At 63.0% G+C, this 15,249-nt stretch carries 11 protein-coding genes and 1 pseudogene; 6 read left to right on the top strand and 6 right to left on the bottom strand.

All coding sequences use genetic code 11. From position 1 onward, the window contains the following. Positions 1–120: 120 nt before the first annotated feature. Genes RJT68_RS00380 through RJT68_RS00390 form a run of 3 tightly spaced genes read right to left on the bottom strand, consistent with a single transcriptional unit; the run spans position 121 to position 3,451 of the window. A complete protein-coding gene (locus RJT68_RS00380) occupies positions 121–1,251 on the bottom strand; it encodes a hypothetical protein (protein ID WP_407038409.1) in 1,131 nt (376 codons plus the stop codon). A gap of 23 nt (positions 1,252–1,274) precedes the next feature. Next, the gene (locus RJT68_RS00385; protein WP_407038410.1) at positions 1,275–1,850 is read right to left on the bottom strand and encodes a hypothetical protein; all 576 of its coding nucleotides are present in this window, start codon (positions 1,848–1,850) and stop codon (positions 1,275–1,277) included. Next, positions 1,847–3,451, bottom strand: a complete 1,605-nt coding sequence (locus tag RJT68_RS00390; RefSeq protein WP_407038411.1) for a DUF58 domain-containing protein — start codon at positions 3,449–3,451, stop codon at positions 1,847–1,849. The genes RJT68_RS00385 and RJT68_RS00390 overlap by 4 nt, the downstream gene beginning before the upstream one ends. A 182-nt stretch (positions 3,452–3,633) precedes the next feature. Between RJT68_RS00390 and RJT68_RS00395 the strand changes: the two genes are divergently transcribed. The 3 genes from RJT68_RS00395 to RJT68_RS00405 all read left to right on the top strand — a co-directional run bounded on the left by RJT68_RS00395 (position 3,634) and on the right by RJT68_RS00405 (position 8,639). Then, positions 3,634–5,874 carry a DUF4129 domain-containing protein gene (locus tag RJT68_RS00395; RefSeq protein ID WP_407038412.1) on the top strand — a complete coding sequence of 747 codons (2,241 nt, stop codon included), beginning with the start codon at positions 3,634–3,636 and terminating at the stop codon, positions 5,872–5,874. Between the two features lie 215 nt (positions 5,875–6,089). Beyond that, the gene (locus RJT68_RS00400; protein ID WP_407038413.1) at positions 6,090–7,118 is read left to right on the top strand and encodes a MarR family transcriptional regulator; all 1,029 of its coding nucleotides are present in this window, start codon (positions 6,090–6,092) and stop codon (positions 7,116–7,118) included. 363 nt (positions 7,119–7,481) lie between these two features. After that, positions 7,482–8,639 carry a DUF1616 domain-containing protein gene (locus tag RJT68_RS00405; protein ID WP_407038414.1) on the top strand — a complete coding sequence of 386 codons (1,158 nt, stop codon included), beginning with the start codon at positions 7,482–7,484 and terminating at the stop codon, positions 8,637–8,639. A gap of 133 nt (positions 8,640–8,772) precedes the next feature. Here RJT68_RS00405 and RJT68_RS00410 read toward each other — a convergent pair whose 3' ends face one another. Together RJT68_RS00410 and RJT68_RS00415 are read right to left on the bottom strand one after the other, a co-directional pair. Further along, positions 8,773–9,591 (bottom strand): hypothetical protein, encoded by an 819-nt coding sequence (locus RJT68_RS00410; protein ID WP_407038415.1) that lies wholly within the window; start codon positions 9,589–9,591, stop codon positions 8,773–8,775. Beyond that, a complete protein-coding gene (locus RJT68_RS00415) occupies positions 9,581–9,823 on the bottom strand; it encodes a hypothetical protein (RefSeq protein ID WP_407038416.1) in 243 nt (80 codons plus the stop codon). The genes RJT68_RS00410 and RJT68_RS00415 overlap by 11 nt, the downstream gene beginning before the upstream one ends. Before the next feature lie 713 nt (positions 9,824–10,536). On the opposite strand from RJT68_RS00415, the pseudogene RJT68_RS00425 reads away from it, so the two are divergent. The 3 genes and pseudogenes from RJT68_RS00425 to RJT68_RS00435 all read left to right on the top strand — a co-directional run. Continuing rightward, a pseudogene (locus RJT68_RS00425) lies at positions 10,537–10,650 on the top strand (IS5/IS1182 family transposase); the annotation flags it as partial. A 300-nt stretch (positions 10,651–10,950) separates the two neighbouring features. Further along, on the top strand, positions 10,951–12,201 hold the full coding sequence (locus tag RJT68_RS00430) for a glycosyltransferase family 2 protein (protein ID WP_407038418.1): 1,251 nt from the start codon (positions 10,951–10,953) through the stop codon (positions 12,199–12,201). 191 nt (positions 12,202–12,392) lie between these two features. Next, positions 12,393–13,349: a glycosyltransferase family 2 protein gene (locus tag RJT68_RS00435; RefSeq protein WP_407038419.1), complete on the top strand. Its 957-nt coding sequence runs from the start codon at positions 12,393–12,395 to the stop codon at positions 13,347–13,349. 89 nt (positions 13,350–13,438) lie between these two features. Here the strand turns inward: RJT68_RS00435 and RJT68_RS00440 are convergent, their stop codons facing one another. Next, the gene (locus RJT68_RS00440) at positions 13,439–15,247 is read right to left on the bottom strand and encodes an asparagine synthetase B family protein (RefSeq protein WP_407038420.1); all 1,809 of its coding nucleotides are present in this window, start codon (positions 15,245–15,247) and stop codon (positions 13,439–13,441) included. Positions 15,248–15,249 lie beyond the last annotated feature (2 nt).

Here is a 15,249-nt window from a genome sequence, read left to right on the forward strand (position 1 = left end):
GGACGGGCGCCCCTCGCCACCCCCTCGTTCCGTCCTCCTCAATTTTCCGTCATTCGTCGATCATCGAGCCACACTCGAGCGAGCGATCGACCGCCCAGTCCGTTGGCACCGCGATATCCGTTACGACGACCCGTCATCCGTGTTTGACGGCTCGTCGCCGTCCACGTCGTTGCTCCCCTTCCGCTCACCGTCGCCGCCATCGTCGCTCTCGCCGGCACCGATCGCAGCTGACGCGTCCGCGCCGTCGGGCGCGTCGGATCGGTCCGCGTCCGTCTCCGATGACGCCGCATCCGCCTCGTCCCAGCGACACGTGACCAGCCAGTCGGCCCGCTCGTCCCCCCGAGCGACCTCGAGTCGGACCGGCCGTTCAAGGCCGTTCGCGAAGCCGACGGCGAGGAACGAGGCGATCGGGTGATCGAAGCGGTCGACGTCGCCGACGGCACTGTCGTCGATCGCGATCGTCGCGCGCCCCGCATCGGCGTCTACGTCCGGGGTAGCACTCCGGGCGAGTTCCAGCTGCTCGACGAGCCCGTCGGCGAGCTGGGTCGCGAGCGCCCCCGGCGCGGCGGCGGGCGCGAGATCGGCGGTCAGCGCCCGCGCGAATTCATCGAACAGCGATGCGCCAGTGGGTTCGAGGAGCAGGCCACGCCGGTCGGGATCGGTCAGGAACGGGCCGGACGTCGCTCGAGCAGCGAGGACGGACCGCTCGGCCGCGTCGGCGAGGGGGTCCTGTGGTACGTAGAGGGTCGCCGTCGACCCAGCACCGTCGGGACCGACATCCGACTCGCGGTCTGGCAGGTAGTGCCGCTCGTCGCACAGGCCGAGTTCGTCAGCGATGGCCGCCTCGTTGCGCGCCAGTGCGGCGTAGATTCGCTCGCCGACTGACGCGGCGACGAACGCGCCCGGGGTGAGGTAGTACGTGAGGACAGCGCCGAACAGGCCGATAGCGGCGAGAACGAATAGCACCTCCCGCCCAGTGGGAAAGACCGCGCCGCCGAGGGCTGCGACGGCGCCGACGAGTGCGAGCCCGGTCGCCGTTCGTCGGTACTGCGACCGCTGGGCGCGGGCATATTCGTCCCGGAGGCGCCGATTCTCCTCCTCGAGGAGCTCCACCTGGGCGGCAAGCTCGAGGCGGTCCGTCGTTTCGTCGGTCTCGGTCGTGTCGGTCCCGTCTACGGCGCGAGCGGTACGCTGCGCGGCGGCGTCTCGGTCGGGCGCGGGTTCATCCCGGTCGACGGTATTCGAACTCATGGTGTCAGGGTGGGTGTCGGTGGTCAGGCGTCCGGGTCGGGATCGGCGGACGGGGCGGTGGTGGGCCGGCGCCCCCCAGTTGGCGGGGTCGTATCGGTGCCGGCCCCATCGTCTGCGGCTCCGTTCGTCTCGTCGGTAACCAGCCCGAGCCGGACGAGTTCGAGCCGGTGCAGTCCGTAGGCGGTGAGCGCGAACGTGACGAGTAGTGCGCCGGCGGCGAGCGCGACCGAGCGTCCATCGACGACGGCCCACGCGACGCCGGCGAGGGCGAGCGCGCTGCCGACCGCGACGGCGGCGACGCGGCCCGGACTCGCCGTTCGCCAGGCAGGGGCGATCAGGACGGCCACGAACCCGATTTCAACGAGCGCGAACGCGCGCGGCTCGATCCCGTCCGGGAAGAGCGCGACGAGGGCGATGTGGCCGATTGCGAACGCGTACGGCGGTCCCAGCAGGAAGCCGACGACCGCCGTCGCGAGCCCTGCCAGGGCGCCGATCGGGCCGGCCGCGGCGGCGAATCCGGCGACCAGGACGACCACCGCAGCGAGCGTCGCCCGATCGCGGCCCACGGCCGGCGGCACCGCGTCGAGTCGGCCCCTCACGCACGATCACCCCCTGCGTCGGTCTCCCGTTTACGGGTCCTCGAGCGAGCCACCGATTCGAGGGGCGGACGTGAGTGCGCCCCGGGGCCGGCGGTCTCGTGTGTGCGGGGTCCCGATGTCCGTCCCGCGGTGGATGTCGCTCGCGACCCGACCCCCGAGCGTGGCCGGGAGCGGCCGGCCTCGAGCACCGTCGCCAGTCGGTCGGCGGGGCCGACCTCGAGGGCGGTCACATCGTCCATCCGCGCCAGCTCCCGGCGGAACGCCTCGAATTCGACGTAGCGGTCGTACGCTCGTTCGACGTTCGCGAGCCCGCCGGCCCGGTACAGGACCGACGGCGCGAGCAGGACCGTCACCGCGTTGCCGCCCCGGCGGGCGAGCGCGACCGCCTCGCGGATCTCCGCCGGGCGCGTGTCGTCGGTGCAGATGACCGTCCACCGGCCGCCGGGGGCGGCCGACGTCTCCGCGCGAACGGCGCCGTAGAGCGGGTCGGCGGCGATCCGCCGCCGGTAGGCCCGCCGGTCGGCGTAGAAGGGGCGCAGCGTCTCCGCGAACGAGTCAGGTGGTCCCCCCGTGAGGTCGGCCAACGCGTGACGGGCGTCGGCCGGCCCGGTCTGCTTCCCGACGCCGGACGCGTCGCCGGCCACCCTTGTCGTCGGCTCGAGGTTGAGCAGGCGACGCCGAACCGTGCGATAGGCGCCTGCCGCGGACGATGCGTCGATGCGGTCGGTGACGCCCTCATCGCCGACGGTCACCAGGCCGAGCGGGTCGGTGAGCCGCCGGGCGCTCCCGGCGATGACGAGCGCCACCTCGCGGAGGTAATCGAGTTTCGTCTCGGCACGGGGGCCGACACCCAGTGACGCCCGGTGATCGACGACGAGCAGGGTCTGTCGGTCGGTCTCGGCCTCGTACTCCCTGACGTACGGCGTCATGAGCCGGGCTGTCGCCTTCCAGTCGATCCGACTCCCGGTGTCGCCGGGGTGGTACTCGCGCACCTCAGCCGGCTCGATCCCCGCCCCCGTCCGGCCGGCGTGATGGGCGCCGTAGGCCGCGGCGAACCGCTCGCCCCCCTCGCCGACGTGGACGGTGCGCACAGCCGGCGGCTCGACGATCACGGTCGGGGTCGTCCCCGTGGCGATCGTCTCCCGGAACAGGCCATCCGTCGCCGTCACGGTCGCGGGCGTGAACGCGTGCCGACCGGCAACGGGCCACGCGACCGTCTGTGTGCGCATTGCCTCGCCGTCGGCGGGGGCGAGCGTGACCGACAGCGCGTCGTCGGCGCGGCTCGCGACGGGCAGTCCGGCCTCGATGTCGAGGGTGAGTGCGGAGTCGGTCCCAGTCTTCCCGTCCGGCTCGCGGCGCACGGTGAGGGTCACCGGCACGTCCTCGCCGGTGCGAAGCCCCGTCCACGCGGGCGACTGCTCGATCGAGAGGGCGTTCACCGTGCGCTCGAGGTCGCGCACAAAGCGGTACTGGTGGGCAAGGACCCACGCGCCGACGAGGGCGGCGCCGGCGAGCGCGAGCGGGCGCGCGTACACGACGGCGAGGACGGCAAGAGTACCGACGAGGCCGATCGCCGTCCACCCGCGACGCGTGAGGTGCATACCTCGAGTGAGTCCGGTGATCGTGTTGAACGTATTGGTTCCTCGTCGCCTCCAGGCGTCCCACGCCTCCCACCCCGAGAGCGCCGGTCACCCCAATCCGGTGAATGGGATCAAACTCGGTGCTGAGTCGATCCCGCCGGTCGAGTGAATACCTTTTTGTGATCGGCGTCGAACGTCCGCGCGTGAACGACGTCGCCGGCCGTGTCCGTCCTCTCGCCCTTCTCGCCATCCTCCTGACGGTCGGTCTCCTCGTCGCCCCGGCCGCCGCCGGCGGGATCACGTCCGCACCATCAGCGCCGTCCACGGAATCGATGTCGGCCGGATCCGAGGCACGTGTCGCCTCGGCGGCCCCCCTCCACACGGGGGTGGGCGACGCACATCGCGGACCGACGGCGCTCGCCGTCCAGGAATCCGATGGGGCAAACGACACAGACGCGGAACCAGACGACGACCCCGTTCGCCACCGGAACCCCGACGACTACGACGAGGACGGCGATCTCGAGGGTGTCGAAGCGTGGCTGAACGAGCGACTGACGACCCAGCTGCAAGAGGGGGCAATCCAACTGGAGGAGGGCGAGTACGACCTCGCCAGGGAGTACGTCGGTGAGGAGTACCGCGACCGGCTGCGCCAGTACGTCGAGGTCACGGGCGACACCGACGGTGAGAGCGACGCGGAGGCGTTCAACAGGACCGGCGAGCGCCAGGCCGAACTGACGGAGGCAGTCGCCGACTACCGGGAAACGAAAGCCGAGTACGAGCGCGCCCGCGAAGCCGGCGACGAAGATCGCGCGCGCGATCTCGCCAGGGACCTTGAGGACCGCGCCGACGAGATCGAGGCACTCGGCGGCTCCGTCGACGACGGCTACGAGGAGATCGAGACCGAGACCGGTGCCGACCTCTCGGACTCCCGTGATTCGATCGACACCGTTACGGCGGGTGTGCAAACCGATCAGGCGGAGGTTCGCGAGCGGGAGTTCACCGAAACGGAGCTGACGCTCGTTCCCGAGTCGACGGTAATCTCCTTCGTTGAACCCCTGGTCGCCTCCGGCGAGGTGCACGCGGTAGAGGAGGACGGCGACGGTGCGCCACTCGCGAACGAGGAGCTCACCCTCGCAATCGGGAACCACACCGAACGGGTCGAGACCAACGATGCCGGCGAGTTCACTCTGACCTACCGGCCGACAGACGACCCGCTGTCGACCGAGGAGCTCACAGTCGAGTACGTGCCAGATGATGGGTCGACCTACCTCGGGGACGAGACGACCGTCGACGTCTCGCTCGAGCAGGCCGAACCTGACATAACGCTCGACGACGCCGAAACCAGCGACGAGGTGGGCTACGGCGACGACGCCGCTGTCGCCGGCGAACTCGCGGTCGACGAGACCCCCGTCACCAACGCCACCCTCGACGTCACGCTCGAGGGCGAGCGCATCGGCACGGTCGCCGTCGAGGACGGTGCGTTCTCGGGAACGGCCGACGTGCCGGCGTCCGTCCCCGAGGGCGAGGGCGAGCTGGGCGTCGAACTACCGGAGGAGGGCCGCGCGCTCGCGCCGACCGCCGACACGACGAGCGTAACGATCCGTGAGACCGAGAGTGCGCTGTCGCTGGACGCGACGGCGCTCGACGAGCGAGAGGTCGTCGTCAGCGGTACGCTCGAGGCGTCCAGGGAGAGTGATGGCGAGGGTATCGAGGGTGAACCCGTCCAGATTCGGATTGGCGGTACCGACGTCGCCACCCTCACGACCGACGAGGACGGTGCGTACGAGGACACCGTGACCGTCCCCGAGTCGATTGAAGGCGACGAGGTGTCGGTCGTCGCAACCTACAAGGGGCGCGACTCGAATCTTGCGTCCGCCGAGGCAGAGTCCGCGGTCGCGATCGCCGACGCGGGGGGGCTGGCGGCAGTCCCGTCCCAAGCTTGGCTCGGCGGCGCCTTCCTCGCGACGATTGCCGCCGCTGGCGTCGTCTGGTGGTACCGCCGACGCAACGAACGAATCGACCCGTCACCAGCCGAGCCAGGTTCGGTGACCACCGAAGGCACATCTCCGGACACGCCTGAGGCGACGGCGTCGCCCGACGCCGTCGACGCCCTGCTCGAGCACGCGAGCGAACACCTCTCGAGTGGCCGACCCGACGAGGCGGTCCAAACGGGTTATGCGGCCGTCCGCCGGGCACTTACCGTGCGGCTGGACGAGCGCATCGGCGCGCTGACCCATTGGGAGTTCTACCGGCGTGTCCGCGCCGTCGACGAATCGGCAGCGGCGGCGCTCCACGACGTCACCCGGGGGTACGAGCACGCCACGTTCGACCGCGACAGTCTCACGACGGACGAGGCGAGCGGCCTCCTCGAGCGGGCACGACGAATCTGTGACGGTCTAAGCGGCGGCGACGGCCGACGGCACGAGGAAGCGGCGGACGACTGACGCCCGCAGGGCGGTTGCGGACGCTCCACAACGGGTACGTTCCGAACACGTCTGGCTCAATATCTATCCAAATTCCCGACTAGACCATCAGCAAATATGAGATACCGATACGATACATGTCGTCAACATTCTGAGAAAGCTATAAGCTACTAGCGGGGGACAAGTTATTACAGAACTGCCCGCAGAGACCGACTGGATGCGGGCGGAGGGGGTACATGAGTGAACAACCACCAGCTGAAACGACGGAGCGAATCGATCGAGACGCGAACTTCCCGCGGGCGGTCATCCACAAGCGGATCCTTTCAGTGGCTAACTCGAAACCAGACGCGTCGATGGAGGAACTCGCCGACGAGGTGAGCGGTGCGACGACGGACATCGTCGAACAGGTGCTCGACGAGTACGGCGACCCCGCCGTGAGCGATGCGGAGCAGGCCGGTACGCACTCTGAAACGGAGGCTGATGACTCGACAGCGAGCGCTGATGATGACCGTGTCGCGGATCAGGCCGACTCCGTGGCGGAAGAGGGGATCGAATCGCCGACGGACGGTCCTGGATCGGGCGACCGGGCCGGATCTATCATCGACTCGCTCCCCGATCCGGCCGACGTCACCGAGAAGCAACTCGAGACGCTCCGGGAAATCCGCGCCCGACCGGACGCGACGCAGGCCGAACTCGGCGACGTCTTTGGCGTGAGTGGGGCGACGATCAACCAGCGCGTCAACGGCATCGAGGGGTTCGACTGGGCCGAGCGCGAGGCCTTCGTCGACCGGTTCTTCGCCTACGCCGGTGCGAGCGCCACGCCCATGGAGCCCGAACCGGCCGCCTCTGCGGCCGGCACACAGTGGAGTGACAGTGGCGACCCCACGCGGGCGCACGGGGCGTCGTCGGCCGCCATGCACCCGGACGGGACCGTACGGGGCGATGGCGGGCAGCCCCCGCGCGATACTGGCGATCGGGCAGGGCGCACCGAGATGGGCGCTCGGGGCGATGTGCGGACTAGCTCCGATGGTGATGTCACTGGTGATGGCGACGTCGCCGCACAACTGGCCACGCTCACCGACCAGCTCGCCACCCTCGCCGCCCGGCTCGATACGCTCGAGCGACGCTACGGGACCGACCGTCCGGCCTGCGCCGATCCCACACTCGTCCACAAAGTTGTCCACGCCTGCATGGCCTCCGACCGCATTACGGAAGATGAGGAGTTGCGCATTCTCGAATCGATCCTCGGGTCCGAGCCCGAGTAGGAGGAGGGGCCGGAGGCGCCGGGCTCGACCCTCGACGCCAGCGCTGGCACCGAATCAGCGGCGGGCGACTGATGTTCGGTCTCCCACGCGGCCAGGGCTGCCAGGCGGCTGGGTGCGCGATTCGTGGGCCTCTGTCGCGCGCCGCTTCACCCACTCGGGGGCGTCCGATCGGCGATGCCCAGCGCCATTGGCTAGTACTAGTCACCCACTAGCCGCGCCTAGTCCAAGTGAGGGAACTCCGCCGACGGCGGTTGGCACAACGGGTGTCCCGGGCGCACAGTCACAGTGGCCGCGCCGCGCCCGCCGCCGGATGGGCGACCACATCGCGTCTTTTTTAGCCTTCTCCTCTGTACTAACCGTCACATGGCGGCCTCCCGTTCCCTGTGGCTCTTGCTTCCGCATCCAGTCAGGCAGCTGCCGGCCGACCTGGCCGCGGTGGTCGTCCTCGTCGCCGCCACGAACATTGCGGCGTTGGCGCCGGTGCTCCGGGAGACGCCGCTGCGAGTCCCCCTTGGGCTGGCGTTCGTCTTGTTCGTCCCAGGATATGCATTCATCGCAGCATTGTTTCCCGAAGCGGGCGAGACATCTCAGACGGATAAGCCAAGCGACAGGACCGAAGACGCGGGCGAGACCCAGAGCGGGGATGCGATCGCCGACGAAGACGACACGATTGCCTGGGATATATGGAACGGTTCGCGGTCGGGCATTGACGGCCTCGAGCGCGTTGCCCTCTCGTTCGGCCTCAGCATCGCTATCGTCCCGCTACTCGGTCTGGTCGTGAATTTTACGCCATGGGGGATTCGGTTGACGCCGATCATGCTTGCGGTCAGCGGCTTTACCCTACTTTGTACGGCCGTCGCGGCGAAGCGTCGATGGGCACTCCCGGTCGAGGACCGGTTCGCAGTGCCCTACCGCGAGTGGTACGCCGCCGGCCGGTCGGAGGTATTTGAACCCACAACGCGTGCCGACGCCGCACTGAACGTCCTCCTTGTCCTCTCGATCCTGCTCGCCGTGGGGAGCGTCGGTTACGCCGTACTCGTCCCGCCCGACGGCGAGCAGTTCTCCGCAATTTACCTGCTGACCGAAGACGATGATGGAGAACTGGTCGCCGATAATTATCCGACGGAGTTCGTCCAGGGCGAGGCCCAGGAAGTGATCGTTGGCGTCGACAACCACGAGGGCGAAACCACGGAATACGAGGTGGTGGTGCTCGAGCAGGAGGTTGAGTTCGTTGAGAACGAATCGGAGGCGAACGCGAGCGACGACGATGCGGTGAACGGTACGGAGTCGGGCAATGAGACGGTCGTCCGCGACCAGCGGGAACTCGACCGGTTTTCGACGACGATCGCGGCCAACGAGACTTGGCAGGAACCGTATGAGCTCGAGCCAACGCTGACCGGCGAGAACGTACGCGTCGTCTGGCTACTATTCCCCGGCGGCGAGGATGCGGTCCCCGAAGAGCCGTCGATGGACGACACAGAGTACCACGTCCATCTTTGGCTCGAGGTCAGAGATGAGTGAACTACCCGTAGGCATTCGTTCTAGCAGCAGTCATATAGTTGGCATGAGCCGTCGACAGGATCCGATGAGATGGGGTGCATCATAGTGGCCGAATGACAACGCTGATGGTCGGTGACCGCTCGGATTCGGTATCCTACTCCGAGAGATCTAGCCGCCGAGTGTCGAGGTAAACCTGTGTGCCCCCCTCGAGGAACGTCACGTCGTCGAGCTTACCGTGGAGTCGGAGCCGGTGGACACCGCGCTCGATCGTCCCTTCGGCACGCCTTGTCCCGACAATCGTCACGTCATCACCATTGATCACGTCGATCGAATCACTCGCCGTGACCTCGTATACCGAGTGCGTGCCATTTCCGACGATCGTCAGGACCTGGGTGGATTCGCTATCGTAATCGTCCGGGTCGATCCGTGACCCGTTGACGGAGACACGGGCGTCGCCGTCGACGGTGAGCGTCTCGAGCTCACCACTGAACCGAAACGCGTCCTGCCACCCAGTGACGGAACCCGTCACGTGTCCGCCATCGATCACATCCGCTTTGTTGATCGACGCCCCCCGATACGTCGACCGCTTGGCACTTCCGGAGACGGTGAACTCATACTCCGTCCCCCCGGTCGTCCCAATCCCATTGATCAATATCGTATTCTCGAGGGAGCCCTCTTCGGACTCGGACACCTCAGGCCCCGTCCCGTAGCCGTCATCCCCGTACCCGCCCGCTCCGTAGCCAGTGTCCGTGTCCGAGTCGGACGCCACAGCCGTCGCTGTCGCTACAGGCGTTCCTATGCCTACTGGTACGGAACTGACGCCGAGGAGTTTGAGAATCGACCGGCGATCAAGCAACGCACCCCCATCGTGGCAACCGGGCGTCGTCACTCTACTCTGCTGACCATCAAGCCTCGACTCTTCGGCATCGTTCTCCCACCGACTGCTCGTTGACCGGTTACTATCAGGTTCCATAGCTGTGTATACCCTCATCGAATCCTATAACTCCATAACCCGTTATATTCACATATTGATTATTTTTATTCGGCAAAAGCCCGCCCGCGTCGCTGTCGTCTTCGGTTGCCGGGAGTTGCTTAGGTACTCCTATCAGACCTCTTCTTACGAGGGAGCGTCGAAGCCTCCCCCGAGAGCCGTAGAGGAGACCCACGACGCTTGTGACGCCTGCTGCAGTGGCCGTCGCGGCCATTCAGAGCACCGTGGCTTACCGGAACAGCGTCAGTATAGCGATGTTCGCCGATTTCCACGGGTGGGAAAGGGTGGCAGAAGTCGTCGTATCCCCTTACTGGGACGTATTCGCTGAAAAGCGCTCGTAGGGCGGCCCATCCCCGCACCACCTGAGACTTGAATTACGCGGTTCTGCGCGGGTAGTCCCCTTGAAGATGCCGAATCGTTCATCGGCGCAGTAGTTGGTCACGGACCAGACAGACGTAGACGAGTCCTGTCATCCCGTCGGCAACCCAGAGGCTGAGAACGAGTAGTCCAATCAGGAAGCTCATCAGATGAGGAGCAACTGTTGGCGGCCAGGATGCCAGTATCGAGTCGATTTTGAGCAACCCGAGCGACGGCTCTTGCCCGTAGCCGGGGGCCCAGTAGTGGCCACAGCAGAAACGAATCTCTTGCAGAGCCGTCCCGAAACGTCGGAAGTATATCTAATGCGTCACTGACATCCTCCCACGGCTAAAGCCGTGGGGTTTCCCCACTGGGGGTTGAACCCACGGAAATGGAGAGGTTCGCAGGGTCATCGTCATGGTGGACGATGACCTGCGTTTCGGGCCGTGCCAGTACGGCCCCGCCTCGGACAACGGTTTCGAGAACTTGCCCAAGGCTCGTTTGCCGATGTTCAGCGCACCATTCTTGTCCGCATTATCGTCCAACCCACACTCGGGGCACTCGAAGCGGTCCTTGTTGAAGCGCACGCACGGCGACGCCGAGCGTGCGTGAAGTTAGTATCGAGAGTTCCGTGAACTCATCCTGATGTGTACCATCTACAATATCAAACGTGCTGTGAGCTAAGCAAATCCAACGACGTATGGGGATCCACCACGGCCGGGAAGATAGAAACTGTAGGTTCTCTCTATGAATGATTCATTTCTGCTAGTATCTAAGAGATGATGGTCGCCTTCACAGCTGGACGCTCTCTAATACCTACTAGTGCGGACATTTATTAGAACGGTAGGAGCAGTCATTGCCTATCCCGACGATTCAGCGTCGGTACAGCGCTCATAGACATAGACCATGAACGGACATTCAAGAGACAGAAGCGACCAGCTCAGTTCGCCGTTGGGAATTGACACGAAGGGTCCGGCTATTGGTGTGGTCGCGACAGAACACACCGGTGACGCTCTCGTTCGAGTCGTGGTCCGCGCAAACCAAAACGGCTATCCAATCTTGGTCCTCACCGGGCAGACCGCCTCCCGGGTACCAATTGCTTTTCTCAGGGACCTAGGGGCACAAATCATCGATCCCGGAACGCTGGAACCACCAGTGGTCTCTCTAGACGAAGTCCTCGCTAGGGCCGCACGAGACGCAGGCTATTCAGGCTTGATCCTCCACCGGGACCTTGAGAAATACATAGACTACAATCGAAGTGTATCCGCGCTCAATGCCACCGACTCGTATTGCGCCAACGCCATTCCCCAATCACCGACGAATTCCTCCAGTACTGCGGTTGCTATCCCCGCCCACAACGAAGAGGGGACGATCGAAGGAATCGTGCGTCAGGCACAAGAGTACGTCGACGAAGTCTTCATCGTTAATGATGGGAGCACTGATGAAACGGGAAGACGAGCGGCTCAAGCGGGGGCCATCGTCTTCGAACATGACCGAAACCGGGGGTACGGGGAAAGCCTCAAAACGATCTTCCGAGTAGCGTATCAACGTAGTATCGATCAGCTCGTAGTGTTGGACGGGGACGGGCAGCATAATCCGAACGACATCCCTAAACTCCTCACCGTGCACCGAAATTCCGAGGCGGACATCGTTATTGGGAGTCGATTCGCAGGGAGCGGCGAATCGAACCTCCCAAGATATCGGGCCGTTGGCCTGCAGGTGGTGAATTTCCTTACGAACGTCAGTATGGGGGTCGTGCGGCGCGACGCCCAAATCCGTGATACGCAAAGTGGCTTTCGAGTATATAGTGCGGAGGTGCTCCGTACGCTTTCGCTCGATGGTTCGATTGGGTCTGGAATGGCCGCCAGCACGGATATTCTCTACCACGCACAGACACACGGGTATCGAATCGAAGAAGTCGGAACGCACATCAGGTATGACGTCGATAATGGAAGTAATCACAATCCGTTTTTACATGGATTTGTTCTCGTCCGAAATATCTTGAAAACGATCGAATGTCAGTATCCACTCGTCGTCTTCGGTATCCCGGGATTCGTTAGTCTATTCGTCGGGTTTGGATTCAGCTACTGGACAATCACGAATTTCATCCAATCGGGGACATTCCCGGTCGGCCTCGCGCTAGTTACTTCGGTTCTCCTCCTCCTCGGTGTGTTCGCGTGTTTCACCGGCATCATCCTGAATGCACTGCGGATCTACCATGAACGGGCGTTGTGATGGCGCTGTGTCAACGTGGGGCTAGGGACGTGTCTCCTACAGCCCTGCTCATGGCGGTCCACCTCGGTCTGCTTGTGTCGATCACGTTGCAGAGCTGCCCGGGACTCGTCCGGTGCCTAGCATCCGCTCCGTTCGTATCAACGATCACTGTTCGGCCACCAGTTATACCCTGGGACGGAAAATAGCCTGATATGCCCGAAGTGAGTGTGGTGGTTCCCACGTATAACCGAGCCGAGGTCATCCCAAGGGCCCTTGACAGCGTGCTCGACCAAACGTTTGACGATTTCGAATTGATCGTCGTTGACGATGGCTCAACTGACCATACCTGTTCTGTCCTCGATCGATACCGTGATCCCCGGATTACGACAGTCTCCCACTCTACGAATCAAGGCGGTAGTGCAGCAAGGAATACCGGAATACGGATGACGTCCGGGGAGAAAATAGCGTTCTTAGACTCCGACGATTACTGGCATCCCACGAAACTTGAAAAACAGGTCGGGGAGCTTGAGTCACTTCCAGATGACTGGATCGCGACCTACTGTGGTACCCACCACATCTCCAATAGAGAGCTCCGGGGGGTAACGAAAGGTCCTTTCGAGGACCGACTCTCAGGTCTCATCGAGCGGCTCCGCTCACGTCTCGAATCAGGCGACCGAGATTATCACATCCCCGACAAAGGCGGAGAGGATCTGATTCCGTATGTTCTCTCCGGCGAGTTCGAACTCGGTGGCGCCTCAACGTTACTCGTTGATCGGGATGCTGTCACGCAAGTGGGTGGCTTTGACGAGCGATTCCCCCGCCATCAAGACTGGGAGTTTCTGATCCGCTTGTTGAAAGTGGGAAACCTCTCGTATGTAGATGAGAGGCTAGTGACGAAATACGGGTGGGCCGCTCCGGACATCGAAACGATCGTCCGGGCCAAGAAACTATATATTGATACATTCGACGAGGATATCAATCGATACGAAGAGGAGGGCTATGAGATCGTCGCCCGCCACAATTACGAGCTCGCCCTCCTCTCCCTCAGAGCTGGTGAGCTGACGGAGGCTCTGCCGTACTTCCGTAGGTCTAATCTGACCGGCATGGATGCCCTCGAGGTTTTAATTGCTATGTATATCGGAATCAGACGGACGTGTACTTCTCGGTGACTCCGGCATTTCATCGTTCCCGAAGCGGCCGTACGGTCGCGACCGATCGTGGCGAGGAGTCGACGAGTCAGGAGACGAGACCACCCTTCCTAGGACTGCGTGATCCGTTCCGTAAGGGGTGTCGCTAGTACTGTGAGCAGCGGGTAAAAATCCATCCAGTACCGGTCTGACTCGAACTGATCGTATACTTCCTCTCCGTCAATGACGTCCAACCCCGCTATCTTCTTCATGGTATCTTCCGAATATAAGTACTCCTCAAATGATTCATTTCTTTCGAAGAGTGTCCGGTGATCCGTCCACGATCCCTGCGTTCCGTACGGGACCTCAGGCGAACCCGTTCCTACGATAGTTGCTAGTTCTCTAATGATCTCGCCAAGCAGATGAAGACGCCGCGAACGATCAAGTCTGAACCCGGAGTCGTTGTGCGGAATGGCAATGAGTGACGAGTCAAGGTGCTCAATCGCATCGTTCACAATATTGTTGCGAATCATATACTTGATCGGCATTTCCAGGTGCAGATCGATCAGGCGAGCATCTAAAAACGGGCTCCATCGGGGACCTACACGAAGTGTTCCGAAGTAATCACGTGAAGTGTCGTTCGTCAGTGGATAATATGAGCAAAGGGCCGAAAAAATCGACGGCTGATATATTCCATGATCAACGATCCCGTTCTGGGCTCTACAAACGTTCTCGGTCAGAATCTCTCGGAGCGAACGATCGTGCACATAGTACCGTGGGATCGTTCGGTGGACACTCATGTTCTCAATTCGGTGTTCGATTAACCCACTGATGGTTGAAATAGGAACCTGAGACGGGAGGAGAACGTCGAGGTCGAGGCCGGGAATCGTGATTGTTCTTTTCGGGACATAATATCCCTTGAACATGACGTCCGCAAAGAGGCCTGTCACGATCGTCTCCTCCGAACCCAGTTCATCTGCGAACCCGGCGGCATGCGATTCGTGGAACCAACTCGTATAATTGTCATATTTTGAATCATTAAGTAATATCCTGAAATAATAGTCCTTGTCCCGTCGAAGGAATCGAAAATCGGTACCGGTTCGGGCCGCGATCGCTGCGGCAATTTTCGCTTCCCTGTTGACGAAGTCGTTCATATGATACGCTCTCGCCTCACCAGGAATGAGGCGAGCAAGGAGTCGCGAGTCACTACCAGCGCTCAGGAGGATCCCTAGCCGCTCATCACTGGATAGCCGCTCGTGAAACACCTCACCAAGCCGTGTGATAAATTCGTCGACGAAATACTCGTACGGTCGATTTACCGGTCGACGAGTCGGTGTCCAGTACGTCGTCTCGGATCGGGCTGTGCCGCTGGGATCGTACGATACAGCCGTTGCTGGTGGAAACTTGGTTACGTCTCGTACGGGCGTATAGATCCCGAAGACCCGTTGAAACGCAAAATATTCAGCGAGGTAATCCGGGTGGTACTGGAGGGTGACCAGCGGATCGAAGGCATACAGTTGTAGATTCGTGGTGATTCGAAGCGTCCCATCGCCACCGCAAACTCGAAATCCCGGCACGGTTGAAAGCCGGTCGGTGATAACGGTCACCTCGTCCCTCTCTCGGTCCGCTATGAGTGCTAGGAACTCACCATTTACGTGCTCGTCGATGTCCACCTCGTCAGCCATGTACCTTTCGTAGATGCAGCGGGCACTGTTGGCAACTGGCCGGTAGGTGCCGGACGCTGTTTTGATGCTAAAAATTCGCCCGGCGACAAGCACGGTCGTGTTTTCGCCGTCGAAACTGGTGAGCCAGTGGGTATCTTTCGGGGCTGCGACGGAGAGGAGAGACCCGGTTCGCATCGGTTCAAGTCGGTCGACTTCGTCAGTTATTCGCTCAATCGTCTCCGTATCAGGCCCGATCGTCCCATAGAATTCGACCATCG

It is taken from the genome of Halovalidus salilacus (assembly GCF_031852275.1).
Lineage (GTDB): Archaea > Halobacteriota > Halobacteria > Halobacteriales > Natrialbaceae > Halovalidus > Halovalidus salilacus.

What these genes read in the sequence shown, in the direction of transcription:
- RJT68_RS00390 (WP_407038411.1), bottom strand. Translation starts at nt 3,451, where the DNA reads ATGCACCTCACGCGTCGCGGGTGGACGGCGATCGGCCTCGTCGGTACT.
- RJT68_RS00415 (WP_407038416.1), bottom strand. Translation starts at nt 9,823, where the DNA reads ATGGCCGCGACGGCCACTGCAGCAGGCGTCACAAGCGTCGTGGGTCTC.
- RJT68_RS00380 (WP_407038409.1), bottom strand. Translation starts at nt 1,251, where the DNA reads ATGAGTTCGAATACCGTCGACCGGGATGAACCCGCGCCCGACCGAGAC.
- RJT68_RS00400 (WP_407038413.1), top strand. Translation starts at nt 6,090, where the DNA reads ATGAGTGAACAACCACCAGCTGAAACGACGGAGCGAATCGATCGAGAC.
- RJT68_RS00405 (WP_407038414.1), top strand. Translation starts at nt 7,482, where the DNA reads ATGGCGGCCTCCCGTTCCCTGTGGCTCTTGCTTCCGCATCCAGTCAGG.
- RJT68_RS00410 (WP_407038415.1), bottom strand. Translation starts at nt 9,591, where the DNA reads ATGGAACCTGATAGTAACCGGTCAACGAGCAGTCGGTGGGAGAACGAT.
- RJT68_RS00435 (WP_407038419.1), top strand. Translation starts at nt 12,393, where the DNA reads ATGCCCGAAGTGAGTGTGGTGGTTCCCACGTATAACCGAGCCGAGGTC.
- RJT68_RS00440 (WP_407038420.1), bottom strand. Translation starts at nt 15,247, where the DNA reads ATGGTCGAATTCTATGGGACGATCGGGCCTGATACGGAGACGATTGAG.